This window comes from Flagellimonas chongwuensis, from assembly GCF_013376415.1.
GTDB classification, from domain to species: domain Bacteria; phylum Bacteroidota; class Bacteroidia; order Flavobacteriales; family Flavobacteriaceae; genus Flagellimonas; species Flagellimonas chongwuensis.
In genome coordinates, this window is sequence record NZ_WYET01000002.1 from 12,111 (window position 1) to 29,045 (window position 16,935).

The following is a 16,935-nucleotide window of genomic DNA, read 5'->3' on the forward strand; positions in this document are numbered from 1 at the left end:
ATTTTCAGTTTGTACGGAATTATATGTCGTTAACCCCTAACATATAGTTGTTGAGAGGATTACTATGTTAAAATAGCTATAGTGACTTTCATTGCATATTAGACTCGTTTTATCTTTGAGGACCGTCTGTTTTTATATAAAAATAGCGTAACCGCCACCAAACCAAAATGAAAGTAAAATACATTGTCTACACTCTATTAGTTGTTGGAGTAGGTGCTCTTATAGCTTATAGAATAAAGTCCAATTCAGAAATCGGTAAGTCCGGAAACTCCGGACCAAATATCTCTACGGTTTCCGGAACCATATTGAAGCCTTCTAAATTCGAGGACAACATCTCCATTTCAGGTACACTGGAAGCCAATGAACAGATAGATATAAGAAGCGAGGTTTCCGGAATTGTGGAAAGCATCAATTTCAAAGAAGGTTCCCAAGTGTCGGAAGGTCAGATTCTCTTCAAGGTAAACGACATAGAGCTACAGGCCCAGTTATCCAAGGCTGTTACCGCAAAAAAATTGGCCTCTGAAAACGAAAGACGCGCAAAACTTTTATTGGAAAAACAGGCCATTAGCCAAGAAGAATATGATATTGCCAGCGCCGATTATCAATCAGCCAATGCAGAGTCCGAACTTATATCCGCGCAATTGTCCAAAACCAATGTTAGGGCACCGTTTTCTGGCACCATCGGGTTACGGTCCATTTCAAAAGGAACCTATGTGACCCCTACGACCGTGGTGGCAAAGTTGGTAAATACCGATAATTTAAAAATCACCTTTTCCGTTCCTGAAAAATACGCCTCCCAAATTCAGGTGGGTACCGAAATGACATTTACCACGTCAGATTCCAAGGAAAACCATAAGGCAACTATCTATGCCATAGACCCAGAAGTGGACATTGCCACAAGAACCCTTAGGGTAAGGGCGATTACCGACAACAAGGACCACAGGTTATATCCCGGGGCCTACACCAATGTAAACCTGCCGCTGGAAACCGCGGAGGATGCCATTCTTGTACCAACGGAATCTTTGATCCCTGTACAGAACGGAAAAAGAATCTATATCGTTGAAAATGGCAAGGCCAAAGAAATAGACGTGGAAATTGGCTCCAGAACGGGATCGTCCGTACGGGTAATTTCTGGACTACAACCGGGAGATACCATCATTACCTATGGGGTTATGGCGCTTCAAAATGGAATGCCCATCAAAGTAACCCTAGAATAAATCGTAAACGCTGAGCTATGAATTTATCAACCTTAAGCATAAAAAGGCCTGTACTTGCGATAGTTATGAACATAGCCATTGTACTCTTCGGAGCCATTGGCTATACCTTTTTAGGAATCAGGGAGTACCCCTCCATCGACCCGGCAATAGTTTCGGTCAGAACCAATTATTCCGGTGCGAACGCGGACATTATAGAATCGCAGATAACGGAACCTTTGGAAAAGGCCATCAACTCCATTGATGGAATACGAAATATTACCTCTTCAAGTGTACAGGGTTCCAGTTCCATTAGTATAGAGTTCAATCTTGATAAAAATTTAGAGGAAGCGGCCAACGACGTTCGCGATAAAGTCTCGCAAGCGGTCAGAAGCCTACCCGATGACCTTGATGCCCCACCGGTAGTATCAAAAGCAGATTCCAATGCCGAAAGGATTCTCTCCATGACTATCCAGAGTGATAACAAGAACATATTAGAACTGTCCGATTTTGCCGAGAATGTCATTGCGCAGCGATTGGAGACCATTCCGGGAGTGAGCAGTATTCAAATCTGGGGTCAGCGAAGGTACGCCATGCGATTATGGATAGACCCGGTAAAACTTGCGGCTTATGGGCTAACCGTGGCCGATGTAAGAGCTGCGCTACTGGCCCAAAACGTAGAACTCCCATCAGGTAAATTGACAGGTGACAATACAGAACTGACGGTAAAGACCATTGGCAACCTTAATACCGAAGATGGTTTCAACAATATCGTAATAAAGTCGGATGGAGCAAGACTGGTGCATTTGAGTGATATCGGAAAAGCTTCGTTGGAAGGGGAGAACATGGAGACCAAGATGACGAATTTGGGCCAGCCCATGGTCGCAACAGCCATAATTCCGCAACCCGGTACCAACTATCTGGAAATTGCCGACGCTTTTTACGAAGAATATGAGCAGTTGCAAAAAGATCTACCGGATGATATATCGTTGGGCATTGTTGTCGATGACACTGTTTTTGTAAGAAGAGCAGTTACCGAAGTAGCCGAAACCTTGTTGATTTCCATAATATTGGTAATCCTAGTTATCTATCTTTTCTTTAGGAACTGGTCCATGGCAATAAGACCATTGATCGATATCCCTGTTTCCTTGATCGCCACGTTCTTTATCATGTGGATGTTCGGATTTTCCATCAACGTGCTCACTTTATTGGCCATTGTTCTTGCCACAGGCCTAGTGGTAGACGATGGAATTGTGGTCACGGAAAACATATATAAGAAAGTAGAGGAAGGTATGACGCCCATTGAAGCTGCCGTAAAAGGTTCCAAAGAGATATTTTTTGCGGTCATATCCATATCTGTTACCCTAGCCGCCGTATTTCTTCCGGTAATATTTTTGGAGGGTTTTGTTGGAAGGCTGTTTAGGGAGTTTGGGGTCGTCCTCAGCGCAGCCGTTCTGGTTTCCGCGTTTGTTTCGTTGACATTGACACCCATGTTGAACGCCTACTTGATAAAACCAGGCAAGCAAGGTCAATCCAAATTCTACAAGACCACCGAAAAGTTCTTTATTCAAATGAACGAATCCTATGAAAGGGCTTTGAAGGGATTTATGGCAAGGAAATGGTTGAGCTTCCCGTTGTTGTTCGCCTGTATCGGCGTAATCGTACTGTTTTACAACTTATTACAAAAAGAAACAGCTCCTTATGATGACAGAAGCTACGTCCGTTTGGTAGTCAACGCGCCAGAAGGATCTTCCTATGAATATATGGAGAGATACATGGATGGCATTACCAGATTGGTGCTGGATTCCATACCCGAAGCACAGGTCGGTTTGATCATGACCTCGCCGGGCTTTGGTGCATCCTCTGTAAATAGCGGAAGGGCGAGTATCATATTGTCCGAACCGGGCGAACGTGATCGCTCACAGGCCGAAATCGCAGATGAGTTCAGTAAATGGGCAAAATCTTACGTTGGCGGTAGATCAAGTGTTTTTCAAAGACCCACCATTTCTGTAAACAAACGTGGTGGTGCACCGCTACAATTTATCATACAGGCAAAAAACTTTGAAAAGCTGGAGGAGAAAGTACCTGAATTTATGGCCGAGGCCGAAAAAGACCCTACCTTTTCTTTTGTTGATGTAAACCTAAAATTCAACAAGCCCGAACTTTATGTAACCATCGATAGAGAAAAAGCAGAGAGTCTTGGGGTATCCGTATTGGATGTTGCACAGACCTTGCAGCTATCCTTAAGTGGACAGCGGTTCGGTTACTTCCTAATGAACGGAAAACAATATCAGGTGATTGGCCAGTTCGATAAACAGGATAGGAACGAACCAATGGATTTGACCTCGATATTCGTTAAGAACAACGATGGACAAATGATCCAATTGGACAATTTGGTGAATACCGAAGAACATAGCAGTCCACCACAGTTGTATCACAACAACAGATATATGTCCGCCACTGTTTCGGCTACTCTTGCTCCAGGTATGAGCATGGGAGATGGAATCGAAGCCATGGAACGGATAAAGGATAGGGTTCTTGACGATACCTTTACCACTGACCTTGGCGGGGAGTCCAGGGATTTTGTGGAAAGTAGCTCAAATACTGCATTTGCGTTTGGCCTTGCTTTTGTACTGATATTTTTGATTCTGGCAGCTCAGTTTGAAAGCTTTATAGATCCTTTCATTATTATTCTAACCGTACCGATGGCGGTCGCCGGAGCCATGTTCTCTCTATGGTTGTTTGGCGAAACATGGAATATTTTCAGTCAGATCGGAACCATTATGTTAATTGGACTGGTAACCAAGAACGGAATCCTTATTGTGGAATTTGCCAACCAGTTACAAGAGGAAAACGAACATATTTCCAAATATCAGGCTATAATGCAAGCTTCTGTCTCAAGGCTAAGACCTATTTTAATGACAAGTTTGACCGTTGCCCTTGGTGCCTTGCCGATAGCAATGTCCCTTGGTGCGGCATCACAAAGTAGAACCGGAATGGGAGTGGTAATCATTGGAGGAACTATGTTCTCCCTTGCGCTCACCTTGTTCATTATTCCAGCATTGTATGTCATGTGGTCTAGAAAAAAAGTCCAAAGACCAGAATTTAAAACCCTCGAGCTAACATAACTTATGGATTTTAAAAATTACCTACTGTTCTTACTAATATTAGCCACAGCACTTTACTCTAACGCTCAAGAAGTGCTTACCGTTGAAGAAGCCGTAAAGATTGCGCTAGAGAACAACTACCAAATAAAGACCGCCAAAAACGACCTTCGTATGGATGAAGTTGGCGTGAGTCCAGGTCAGGCAGGTATGCTGCCACAAGTTACTGCTAGCGTAGTGGACAACAATAGTGTTCAAAACCTATCGCAAACACGGGTAGATGGAACGGAAGTAGAACGAGATAATGCCAAGAACAGCAACCTGAACTACGGAGTTGCCCTGGAATGGACCATTTTCGATGGTTTACGGATGTTTGCCAACTACGAACAGTTAGAGGAAACCCAAAAACTAGGAGAAGCTGAACTAAAACAAGCTATTTTGGGAAAAGTGGGCGATGTAATGACTACCTACTACGATTTGGTGCAACAGCAACAGCAACTTTCCGCCTTGGACAGCACCCTATTGATATCCGAACAACGGGTGGAACTGGCACAGAACCGTTTTACCATAGGCAAAGCCTCCAAGTTAGAGGTGTTGAACGCCCAGGTAGATTTGAATACGGATAAAACCCAAATGCAACGTCAGCAGGAACTCCACAAAAACACAAAAATCCAACTGAACGAACAATTGGCCCGCGATCTAAAAATCGATTTTAAGGTCATTCCAGAAATTTTTGTTGACCAGCAGCTCAATCTTGAAGAATTGGAAAATCAGGTGGTTGAAGAGAACCCTCAGTTGCAGGCCGAAAAAATAAGCAAACGGATAAGTGAATTGCAGCTTAAACAAATTAAGGCTTCGCGGTATCCTTCAATATATGTGACCACGGGTTACAACATCGGAAATTCCACCTCGGAGCTTGGATTTAGCACGCGTTCACAATCCAATGGCTTCAACTATGGTTTTGGGGCCTCTTTAAACTTGTTTGACGGATTCAATCAGAACAGGAACGAAAAAATCGGGAAAATTGCGTTGGAGAATGCCGAAATAGCGATTGCCGAACAGGAACAGAGCTTAACTTCTATGGTAAACAGCACCTACCAAACCTATCTAACCAATATAAGTTTAATGGAACTGGAGGAAAAAAACGAATCCATCGCCAAGGAAAACCTTGACATCACCGTCGAGAAGTACCGTATTGGTATTATCCCTACAATTGAGTTCCGAACCGCTCAACTTAACTACATCAATGCCAAGGTTAGAAATAGCAACGCCAAGTACCAGGCAAAGGTTTCGGAGATTATCCTAAAACAATTGGCCGGAAGCCTACAGATATAAAAAGGGACGCCATTGGCGCCCCTTTTCAAATTACATACTTTCCAAAGCATTTATTTTCCATTGAACCATATCATCACATAGGCCACAATGGCTATAATAACGATGGAAATGGCTATATCTTTCCAATTGTAACTGTTTTTGTTCTGCTTTCTTTCCTCTTCCGAAATAGTGGCATAGGTAAGGTTCTTGAGCTTTTCTTCTGATGGCGGCGCCGTAGCATAGCTCACGACCAAAATCAGGATAATACAGAACAAGAAGAACCATGAAGCAAAGGACAGAAAGTTCATATCACCCAACAAGAACCAGAAACTATCAGGGTTCAAGGAACCCTTCACCAACTCCAACACAATACGAAGCGCTCCCACGATAAATCCGACCACCATGGTCACGAATGCCCCTTGCGCATTGATTCGTTTATGAAAAATACCCAATAGGAATACTGCTGTAATCGGAGGTGCTATATAAGACTGGACACTTTGCAGGTATTCATAAAGCACTCCAGATATATTGGCCATAATTGGAATCCAGATGATTCCTATAATTACCACAATCACCGTTGCAATCTGTCCTGTACGCACCAATTTCTTTTCTGGCGCATCGGGACGTAACTTTTTATAGATATCCACTGTAAAGAGTGTGGAACACGAATTAAAAACCGAGGCCAAGGAACTCATCAATGCAGCCAAAAGACCTGCGGCCACCAGTCCTCTAAGTCCGGATGGCAATAAGTTGCTCATCAATACAGGAAATGCTTGGTCCGGGCTGTCCCAGTTCAATTCCCCTCTCATTTTTAAGGTCAAAGCAATTACACCTGGAATCAAGAATAGGAACACGGGCAGCAACTTCAATAAAGCCCCGAAAATGGTTCCTCTCCTACCCTCTTTTATGTTCTTTGCCGTCAATGCACGTTGCACTATATACTGGTCTGTACACCAATACCAAATTCCCGTTATGGTACTTGCTATCAACAAGGGTGGCCAAGGAAAGTCCGGATCGGAGGCCGCTCTCCACATATTAAGGTATTCCGGGGTAACGGTCTGTTTCATACTCTCCCATCCACCTACGTGGTTCAATCCAATAAATGTAAGTGCCGCTGCTCCGATTACTAGAATCACAGCCTGTAAGGTCTCCGTGTAAACTACTGCACGCATTCCTCCAAGTACGGTATAAATTCCCGTTAGTACCACAGTAGCAATGGCTCCTGTCCAAAAATCTATCCCCAAGAGTGCAGAAACGACCACACCACCTGCATAAATTGTCACAGAAATCTTGGTAAGAACGTATGCTACGATAGAAAATACGGAAAGAATCCATCTTGCCCTGGCATCAAATCGCTTTTCCAAAAATTCGGGCATTGTAAAAACTCCTGCCCGTGCATAAAACGGTAAAAATACCCAACCTAAGATTAAAACGACCCAGGCCTGAATCTCATAAATCAGCATGGGCAAACGGTCCCCGGCACCAGCTCCTGCCAATCCCACAACGTGTTCCGACCCTATGTTCGAGGCAAAAATAGACGCTCCGACAACGAACCATCCTACATTTCTACCAGCCAAAAAATAGTCTTCGGTATTGTTCTCCTTTTTCCGAATTACCCATAGTGCAATTCCCAGAAGAATTAAAAAGTATATGGATATGGCTACCCAATCAAACGTATCCAATGTCTGCATGGCAGTTATTTTATTTGGTTGATAATTTATACATGGTCCTCGAAGTATATTTTTCACCAGGATTCAGCCTAACCGATGGAAAATCTGACTGGTTGGGACTATCTGGATAGTGTTGGGTTTCCAAACAGAAGCCTGAACGCTTGACATAAGTACCCCCTGCTTTTGCAGGCAAGGTTCCATCCAAAAAGTTTCCGCTATAAAACTGAATCGCGGGCTCGTTGGTGTATACTTCCATAAAACGTCCCGTTTTTTCGTGATATGCCGAGGCGGCCAAACGAAAGTTGTCCTTACCCTCATTAAGCACCCAACAATGATCATAACCGCCACCAAGTCCCAATTGCTCGTTTTCGGCCTCTATCTCCTTACCAATGAGTTTGGGCTCCGTGAAATCGAAAGGCGTTCCCGCTACTTTCCTTAATTCTCCAGTCGGAATCAAACCTCCATCAACGGGCAAGTAGGTATCGGCATTCAAATAAATATTATGGTCCAAAACTGGTTTGGAAAGTTGTCCTGAAAGATTAAAATAACTGTGCTGCGTTAAGTTTACTACGGTTGACTTATCGGTAACGGCCTCATATTGGATGTCAAGGGCGTTATCATCAGTAAGGATATAGGTAACCTTTACATCCAATTTACCCGGATAGCCTTCTTCGCCATCTTTACTGGTATAGGTAAGTTCCAAGGTTGCTCCTTCATCGGTAGTTTTGGGTTCGGCGTTCCATACCACTTTATCAAAACCTTTTTCTCCACCGTGAAGATGGTTGTCCCCATCGTTGGTTGCCAAGGTATAGCTTTCCCCGTCCAAAGAAAATTTTCCTTCAGCGATACGGTTACCGTACCTACCAATGAGCGCCCCAAAATATGGGTTTCCTTCCAGATATTGATCTAGGTTGTCAAAACCCAATACAATATCATCATAAGATCCATTTCTATCAGGAGCTGTCCAACGAGTAATGATACCCCCGTAGGTAATGACATCCACTTCTGTTCCCGCTTCATTTTTCAAGGTGAATTTCTTTATTTCCGTACCATCGGGCATTGTACCAAAGGTGGTTTCCTCGATGGGATTCGGTTGGTTTGCTGTGGTTTCAATCTCCATTTCTGATTGGTTTTCTTTTTTGTTTTGCTTACAAGCTATATTGATAAGGCTCATAAGTAAAATACCGTACAATATAACTGGTTTGGTTATCCTCATGGTTACAAATTTATATTAGTTATTGACTACATTCCATGTTGAAACATGTGATAGTATGCCTCGTTTGCATGCAGTTGGTCTTTGAATGTCCTTAGTTTCGTATCCGAATCTATTACCAAAAGTTCTATTCCGAAAATATCGGCAAAATCTTCCATATATTCTGTGGTCAATGCTTGTGTATATACCGTGTGGTGCGCTCCTCCAGCATGAATCCAAGCGGTTGCGGCAATATCCAAGTTTGGTTTCGCATCCCAAAGTACCCGTGCCACTGGTAATTTTGGCAAATCGGCCATGGGAGCCACTGCTTCCACTTCGTTCACGATCAAACGGAACCTGTTGCCCATATCTATCAATGAAGCATTCAATGCATCACCTGCGGGAGAGTCGAAGACCAACCTAACAGGGTCTTCCTTACCGCCAATCCCTAACGGATGTACTTCACACGATGGTTTTGCGCTGGCAATGGACGGACATATTTCCAACATGTGCGACCCCAAAACATAGTCTTTTTGAGGTGTAAAGTGATAGGTGTAATCCTCCATAAAGGATGTTCCCCCCTCTAAGCCTTCGGCCATCACCTTCATGGTTCTGGTCAAGGCTGCCGTTTTCCAATCACCTTCGCCTCCAAAACCGTATCCATCGGCCATTAAACGCTGGACGGCGAGACCTGGCAGCTGTTTTAGAACGCCCAGATTCTCAAAAGTATCGGTAAAGGCTTTAAAACCACCTTCGTCCAAAAAGGTTCTGAGTCCCAATTCTATTCTGGCTGAATCTATCAAAGACTGTCTTTGTGCTCCATTCTTTTGAAGCGATTCGGACAGATTATAGCTCGATTCATACTCTTCAATCAGTTGATCAACGGCCTTTTGTTCCAATCCATCAATAATATTGGTAATGTCTGATGAATCGTATCCATTTACCGCAACGCCAAAACGCATTTGGGCCGCAACTTTATCTCCCTCGGTAACGGCAACTTCGCGCATATTATCGCCAATACGGGCCACTTTCATATGTTGCAATTCATCAACTCCCAAAGCAACTCGCGCCCAAATGGCCAATTTTTGTTGAACTCGCTCATCTTTCCAATGGCCTACCACCACTTTACGGTTCTTGCGCATTCTGGACATCATAAAACCAAATTCGCGGTCGCCATGAGCCGATTGGTTCAAGTTCATAAAGTCCATATCAATACTATCCCAAGGGATTTCTGCATTGAACTGTGTATGCAGATGGCAAAGTGGTTTGCTTAAAATGGAAAGTCCTGCAATCCACATTTTTGCTGGTGAAAAGGTATGCATCCACGTTACCACCCCAATACAGGATGGTTCGTTACTGGCTTCGCGACATACTGTCGTTATTTCATGAGGCGTGGTAACAATCGGTTTAAAAACCAAGGTGACGGGTAGTTTTCCTTCTGCATTCAATCCATCCACTATTGCTTTGGAATTGCTGGCCACTTGTTTTAAAGTCTCTGGTCCATACAAATGTTGACTTCCTGTTACAAACCAGATTTCTTTTTGGGATATTTTCATTTATTAAAGTTTATTTATTGACCGTAGTACGCATTTTTACCGTGTTTACGCTCGTAGTGTTTTTTTATGAGAGAATCTTTTAATCTTGTTGCCTGAGGATTGATCTGCAAAGTCAAATACGCCATTTGGGCAACCGTTTCCAACACTTTGGTATTGTATACCGCTTTGGCAGCATTCTTGCCCCAAGCGAAAGGGCCGTGGTTTCCGATCAAAACCATTTCAACCTCATTATAGTCCAAACTCCTCTCCTTAAAGCAGTCCAAAATTTGGATTCCCGTATTGTGCTCGTAGTTCCCTTCGATAAGTTCATCTGCCATCGGCGGCGCACAGGGAATATCCTGGGTAAGGTGGTCCGCATGCGTGGTCCCAAAAATGGGAATATCCCTTTGGGCCTGTGCCCATGAAACGGAATACATGGCGTGGGTATGGGCCACTCCCCCTATATTCTCCCAGTTTTTATATAGATAGCTGTGTGTTTTGGTGTCGGACGACGGTCTCATGTTGCCCTCTACCACATTATTATCGTAATCCATGATAACGATATCCTCTGGTTTTAATGTCTCATAGGGAATACCACTGGGCTTGATGCCAAAAACAGCATTTTCCCTGTCCACAGCACTCACATTACCGAAGGTATATATAACAAGTCCCAAGGCATTGAGTTCCATGTTTGCTTCGTAGCATTCTTCTTTCAGCAATTTGTATTTAGAGCTCATCTTATGTGTTTTTGTTCGTTTGTTCTTCCACAAAGTTTCCAAGCTGTTTATACGCTTCCAACAACTGGGCATATACCTCCACTTGGGACGCTTGCGGAAAATATTCTGCTTCAAAGTCACTTCCCATTACCTTACTGGCCTCAATGACATTATCATAGATCCCAGCGGCAACTGCTGCATAAATAGCGGCTCCCAGTGCGGGTGCCTGGTCCGATTCGGCCACTTTAATGGGCATATTGAGCACATTGGCCAAAGTCTGCATGATGAATGGTGATTTTCTGGCCACTCCTCCAATGCCGATAACGGTCTCTATTTTTACCCCCTCTTCTTCAAAACGGTCCACAATCATTTTGGCCCCGAAACAAATGGCATTGACCAAGGATTTAAAAATATGGGGGGCCTTCGTACCCAGCGATATTCCGGAAATGGCACTTTTTAATTCTTGATTGGCATCCGGGGTTCTTCGCCCGTTCACCCAGTCCAATGCGATTGGCACGGATTCTGACAACGGGATTGCCTCGGCTTGTTCCGCCAAAAGCCTTATGAACCTTGATTCGACCTCAACTTTAAGGTCTGCTTTTTGTTCTTCTGATAGTGCTTTGGAGTTTAAAACCAAGTTATCCATCGGCCATTGCAATACGTCCTTGAACCATGCCAATACATCACCAAAAGCGGATTGACCTGCTTCCAGACCAACCATACCAGGGATTACGGAACCATCGACCTGTCCACAGATTCCCTTGACGGTTTTATCACCTACTGCTTCGTTGGAAGATACCATAATGTCACAAGTGGATGTTCCCATTACCCTTACCAGTGCATGATGGTCTACTTTGGCTCCTACCGCGCCTGCATGGGCATCAAAAGTTCCTACGGCAATCACTGTTTCTGTTGTTAAGCCCAATTTGCCTGCCCATTCTTCATTTAGATGACCTGCGATTTCGTTTGACGTAAAGGTTTCTTCATACAGATTATCACGAAGTGATGCTAAATATGGGTCCAGTTTGGATAAGAATTCCTTGTCAGGAAGTCCGCCCCAGCTCTCGTGCCACATAGCTTTATGCCCTGCAGCACATCGGCTTCTTCTAAATGCCTTTAGATCTTTTTCATCCGCCAAGAGATAGGTGATGAAATCGCAATGCTCCATCCAAGTATGGGTAGCATCAACTACGCTTTTATCTTCTCTGGCCACATGCAGAATTTTGGCCCAGAACCATTCGGAAGAATAGATTCCTCCTTCATATTTGGTATAATCTTCTCCGCCCCAGCTTCTGGCCAAATCATTGATTTCGTTGGCTTCTTTAACCGCGGTATGATCCTTCCAAAGTACCATCATGGCGTTTGGATTTTCTTTAAAACCTTCCGTGCAGGCCAATGCTGTACCGTCTTGAGTCACTGGCATTGGCGAGGAACCTGTGGTATCTATACAGATTCCTTTTACAGTTTCTGGGGACACCTCGCCTTGTTTCATCACGGAGGTTACGGTATGCTCCAATCCCTCGATATGATCCAAAGGATGTTGCCTAAACTGGTTGATGGCGGGGTCACAGTATTTTTGTGCTTTCCACCTAGGGTACCAGAATACTTCGGAAGCCAGTTCTGCTCCGTTTTGGGAATCAATCAGTACCGCTCTTACTGAGTCGGAACCATAATCGAGTCCTATTACATATTTTTTCATTATTTTATTTTTCTTCCGTTGGCAACCACACCTTCATTTTACCAATACCACGATTGGACCATGAGTAATAGGGTATGGCGGTTAACTTCTCATTTGATATGGTTTTGACGCCTCCCAATAATTCGGGCTGCATCTCCACCTTGTATTCTTCATTGGGAGTGACTCGGATATCATCAAAAGTGTTTTTATTGTCAATCTCCTCTACCGCATAAACTATAGGACCATACTCAAGGGACATTTTCCCCAGGTCTTCTTCAACTTCTGGATTGGCCTTCACTTTTCTTACGGACATTGGGAACTCCAATTCCACCTGATCACCAGATTTCCATGTTCTGGTCAGCGTGAAGTAGCCATTATCGGCGACCATATCAATCTCCTCCCCATTTAAACTGAGCTTATTGCTTGCTTCATCTTTGGAAACATATTGATACAAATCTCCAGGTAAAACGGTATTCCTGGACCAGCTAGGTATCCTGAACTTTATGGTAAATTCTCCTTCCATCTCTGGTTCTACAGTGAATTTAACTTTCCCGTCCCATGGGTACGATGTGTCTTGAGTGACCCTTATGTCTTGATTCTGCAATTCCACCTTTGCCTCATTGCTCGCATATAGATTCGTATAAAGGGTATTGCCCGTTTTGGAATAGATTAGCCCTGGCATGGCAGGAATAAAACGAATCACATTGGTAGGGCAGCAAGAGCAATCGAACCAAGATTGACGGGTACATGCTCCACGGTTAAATTTGTAAACCCCATCCGATTCCAAGGCATTGGGATAAAAAAACTCTTGCCCATCCAGTGACAATCCAGAGATCAACCCGTTGTACAATGTCCTTTCAATAACATCAAAGTATTTTACATCCCCCGTGAGGTTATGTAACCTATGGTTCCAATATACACTACCAATAGCTGCACATGTTTCACTATACGCCGTTAAGTTTGGGAGTTCATAATTGTCTCCAAATTGTTCGCCATCATGTTCTGCTCCAATTCCACCTGTGATATACATTTTTTTGTTTACCATATTAGTCCAAAGGATTTCTACGGCTTTTAGGTATGCTGTATCTTTCTCAATGGCTGCGATGTCGGTCATACCCGCGTACATGTACACAGCCCTAACAGCATGTCCCACTACCTCTTTCTGCTCAACAACTGGCACATGGTCTTGAGAATACCATCCAAAAAGCTCATGATTGTCGGGATTTCCCCTGTTGTCCAAAAAGTATTTGGAAAGTTTTAGATAATCCTCTTTCCCGGTAATCCGATACAGTTTGATGAGCCCTGTTTCGATAATCTGGTGCCCAGGGACAGCAGCAATTTTTCCTTTGCCATCACCAAAAGTCTCTACCATTAAGTCTGCATTTTTGATAGCAATATCCAAGAAATTTCTTTTTCCCGTTGCCTTGTAATGAACGGCCGCAGCTTCGTATAAATGGCCTGCATTGTAAAGTTCATGGCTCATAAAAAGACCGTCCCAACGCTTTCCTTCTTTTACCTCCACCCACGGTGCAGGGGGCTTTCCTGGGTTGATAGTCCTCCAAGTTGTCAAATAACCATCTGCTTCCTGTCCTACTTTAATAATCGATATCAAAGAATCCACCAAAGTTTCCAGTTTTGGGTTTGGAGCACTGATTAGGGAATTGGAGGCTCCCTCAATAATTTTATAGACATCGGTATCATCAAAAGGCATGGCACCTTTTACCTCCCCTTCCATTTCTCCCCCTGCAATCAGAAAATTGTCAAAACGACCTTCTTCTTGGCATTTGGCCAAAGCATATTCTATCGTTTTTTCCTGGACTCGCTGTATGATAGGCAACCAAAACTCATCCTTCAGCTTTACATTCTGTATGTTCACAGACTCAATGGGATAGTCCGGTGACTCACCAGCCATGTTTTCATTACTTGCCTGATTTTTGGAATCTTCCTTGCAGGATATGGTCAACAAAAGAAGACCTGCCAGCGTAAATAAATTTTTTTTCATGTTCTCTTAACTTCCTTGTAAGACTATAAGTGAATGTGCGGGGATGGCGATAGAAATTTTCCCTTTTTTCAATTTGGAATCTTTAAATTCTTTCGGAGTCACCTTTTCGGGATTGTCAAAGGAATTATGATCTTGAAGCTTTTCCGATGTCAAAATATTTCCTTCAATCTTTTTGATATCCAATGTGGAAATGTCCACCTCTACCTCAACATTCTTTTCTGGGTCAATGTTTACCAAAGAAATATGGACCTTCCCTGCTTCATCCTTTGACGCAGATACGGATACTACCGGAAGTCCTCTATACTCCATATTATCTTCGACTTTGGTTGGCAACAGTTTTGCATCATGGTGCACTTTGTACATGTGCATGACATGGTAGGTAGGCGTTTTGATCATTTTCTCTTCATCGGTGAGTATCACTGCCTGTAGCACATTGACCATTTGCGCCAAGTTGGCCATTTTGACCCTTCGTGCATGATTGTTAAATGTATTGAGCACTGTGCCTGCAATCATCACATCACGGATGGTATTCTGTTGGAAAAGCACCCCGTTTGCCACTTCTGGTTCGGCATCGTACCACCCTCCCCATTCGTCGACAAAAAGGTCTACCTTACCTTCAGGGTCGTACTTATCCATGATTTCGATATGCTTGGCCACATATTCTTCCATGTTAAGCGCCTGTTCCATCGTTTTAAAATATATCTCTTCATCAAAGTTGATAGATGGGCCTTTATCGTTCCAATCGAACACAGCATAATCGTGCAGCGCTACGGCCTCCATCAGTTCGTGAGGAACATTTTTCATCAAGGTTTCGGTCCAATGGTAATCATCTTCCGATGCTCCAGAGGCAATCCTATATACCTCGGTCTCCCCGGACCAACCTGGCATAAAGGTGGCATACTGACGATAGATATCTGCATAGTACTCTGCGGTCATGTTTCCGCCACAACCCCATGTTTCGTTACCCACACCCCAATATTTGACCTTCCAAGGTTCTTCCCTTCCATTTTCACGGCGCCAATCGGCCATTGGGCTTATACCGTCATGATTGGTATACTGCACCCAGTCAATCAACTCCTGCACGGTTCCACTACCCACGTTCGCTGAGAGATAGGGCTCTGCTTCGAGCACTTCGCAAAGATTTAAAAAGTTATGGGTCCCAAAACTATTATCCTCTGTGGTCCCGCCCCACCAACGGTTTACAATGGTTGGTCGATTTTCTTTGGGACCTACACCGTCCTTCCAGTGATAGGTGTCAGCAAAACAGCCTCCCGGCCATCTTAAATTGGGTATATCAAGCTCCTTTAAGGCCGCTATGATATCATTTCGAACTCCCTCGGTATTGGGAATGATTTTGTTTTCTTCCCCAACATATAGTCCTTCATAAATACAACGCCCAAGATGTTCTGCAAAATGGCCATAAATATGTTTACTGACTATGGGTGCTTCCGCATCTTCCTGAACACTGATCTTAATTGGGTCTTGTGCATTGGAAAAAGTAATTAAAAACAAGGCGGCCGTAATGGTGGTGTACCTTAAAATTTTCATGTGCATTTGGTTTGATTTGTTTTAGTTTCATGTCAAAAACAACAAAATTCTCACCTAATGTGCTTTCTAAAAAAAGCAAATTAGAGGGGTATTTTTTTACAAGTGTTGTATTTACATTTTTAAAATAACGAAAGTTTTTTGGTTAAAACAAGAAAAATGATGTTTCAATCGAAAAAAGTTCCCAAAAGACCAGTATTCAGAAATGTTTATATTTTAGCAATCGGAATTTATACGTGAAGAAATGTTTGAAGAAAACTTGGAGGCGCCAGAAAACCTGAACATGCATCTCAATTATTATCAAAAAGAAGATCAGGTTTTACTAGCAGTCGATTGTATCATCTTTGGGTTTGACAAAGAAAACCTGAAAATTTTACTGATCAAAAGAAATTTTGAACCGGAAAAGGGCAAATGGTCTTTGATCGGGGGATTCCTCAAAAAAAATGAAAACCTTGATGAGGCAGCTGTGAGAGTTTTGGAAACCTTAACCGGTTTGAACGACATTTATCTTGAACAAATACATACATACAGCAAGATTGATAGAGATCCGGGGCAGCGAACTATTTCTGTTGCCTATTTTGCCCTAATTGATGTGGACAGTCATCGTTTTGACGGAATTCAGATTGATTCTGCACATTGGTTCGATGTAAAAGAAGCTCCAAACTTGATTTTTGATCACAACGAAATGATTCAGAAGGCCAAAGCTCGATTAAAAAGACGTGCCTTGAGCAAACCTATCGGCTTTGAACTACTCCCAGAAAAATTCACCATGCGACAGCTACAAAACCTGTACGAATCCATTTTGGACAAGAAGTTGGACAAGCGAAACTTTATCAACAAGATAAATTCTTTGGATGTGCTTATAAAACTGGACGAAAAAGATATGAGCGTATCTCGGAAAGGCGCCTATCTATACGTTTTTGACAAGGACAAATATGAGAAAAAAGTGGAGGAAGACGGATTTATCTTTAAAATCTGATTCTCCA

Annotated in this window: 11 protein-coding genes; 4 read left to right on the top strand and 7 right to left on the bottom strand. The window is 43.2% G+C overall.

What is annotated here, in order from left to right; genetic code table 11:
* The first annotated feature begins 167 nt into the window (after positions 1–167).
* The 3 genes from GUA46_RS04935 to GUA46_RS04945 are packed head-to-tail and all read left to right on the top strand — an operon-like array spanning position 168 to position 5,632.
* Positions 168–1,217: an efflux RND transporter periplasmic adaptor subunit gene (locus GUA46_RS04935; protein ID WP_176619563.1), complete on the top strand. Its 1,050-nt coding sequence runs from the start codon at positions 168–170 to the stop codon at positions 1,215–1,217.
* Positions 1,218–1,234: 17 nt separating this feature from the next.
* Positions 1,235–4,321, top strand: coding sequence for an efflux RND transporter permease subunit (locus GUA46_RS04940; protein WP_176619564.1), 3,087 nt, complete (start codon positions 1,235–1,237; stop codon positions 4,319–4,321).
* A 3-nt stretch (positions 4,322–4,324) separates the two neighbouring features.
* Positions 4,325–5,632 carry a TolC family protein gene (locus GUA46_RS04945; protein ID WP_176619565.1) on the top strand — a complete coding sequence of 436 codons (1,308 nt, stop codon included), beginning with the start codon at positions 4,325–4,327 and terminating at the stop codon, positions 5,630–5,632.
* A 50-nt stretch (positions 5,633–5,682) separates the two neighbouring features.
* On the opposite strand, the gene GUA46_RS04950 is transcribed toward GUA46_RS04945, so the two are convergent.
* Genes GUA46_RS04950 through GUA46_RS04980 form a run of 7 tightly spaced genes read right to left on the bottom strand, consistent with a single transcriptional unit; the run spans position 5,683 to position 15,952 of the window.
* Positions 5,683–7,302 carry a sodium:solute symporter gene (locus tag GUA46_RS04950; RefSeq protein WP_176619566.1) on the bottom strand — a complete coding sequence of 540 codons (1,620 nt, stop codon included), beginning with the start codon at positions 7,300–7,302 and terminating at the stop codon, positions 5,683–5,685.
* A 10-nt stretch (positions 7,303–7,312) separates the two neighbouring features.
* Positions 7,313–8,497, bottom strand: a complete 1,185-nt coding sequence (locus GUA46_RS04955; protein ID WP_176619567.1) for an aldose epimerase family protein — start codon at positions 8,495–8,497, stop codon at positions 7,313–7,315.
* Positions 8,498–8,523: 26 nt separating this feature from the next.
* Entirely contained in the window at positions 8,524–10,029 is a 1,506-nt protein-coding gene (gene araA, locus GUA46_RS04960; RefSeq protein WP_176619568.1) for an L-arabinose isomerase, read from the bottom strand.
* 14 nt (positions 10,030–10,043) lie between these two features.
* The gene (locus tag GUA46_RS04965; RefSeq protein WP_108247088.1) at positions 10,044–10,745 is read right to left on the bottom strand and encodes an L-ribulose-5-phosphate 4-epimerase; all 702 of its coding nucleotides are present in this window, start codon (positions 10,743–10,745) and stop codon (positions 10,044–10,046) included.
* Between the two features lies 1 nt (position 10,746).
* Positions 10,747–12,423 carry a ribulokinase gene (locus GUA46_RS04970; protein ID WP_176619569.1) on the bottom strand — a complete coding sequence of 559 codons (1,677 nt, stop codon included), beginning with the start codon at positions 12,421–12,423 and terminating at the stop codon, positions 10,747–10,749.
* 4 nt (positions 12,424–12,427) lie between these two features.
* Entirely contained in the window at positions 12,428–14,404 is a 1,977-nt protein-coding gene (locus tag GUA46_RS04975; protein WP_176619570.1) for a glycoside hydrolase family 127 protein, read from the bottom strand.
* A 6-nt stretch (positions 14,405–14,410) separates the two neighbouring features.
* The gene (locus GUA46_RS04980) at positions 14,411–15,952 is read right to left on the bottom strand and encodes an alpha-N-arabinofuranosidase (protein WP_176619571.1); all 1,542 of its coding nucleotides are present in this window, start codon (positions 15,950–15,952) and stop codon (positions 14,411–14,413) included.
* A 241-nt stretch (positions 15,953–16,193) separates the two neighbouring features.
* Here GUA46_RS04980 and GUA46_RS04985 point away from each other — a divergent pair, with 241 nt between their 5' ends.
* Positions 16,194–16,928, top strand: coding sequence for an NUDIX hydrolase (locus GUA46_RS04985; RefSeq protein WP_417942536.1), 735 nt, complete (start codon positions 16,194–16,196; stop codon positions 16,926–16,928).
* The last annotated feature ends 7 nt before the right edge of the window (positions 16,929–16,935 follow it).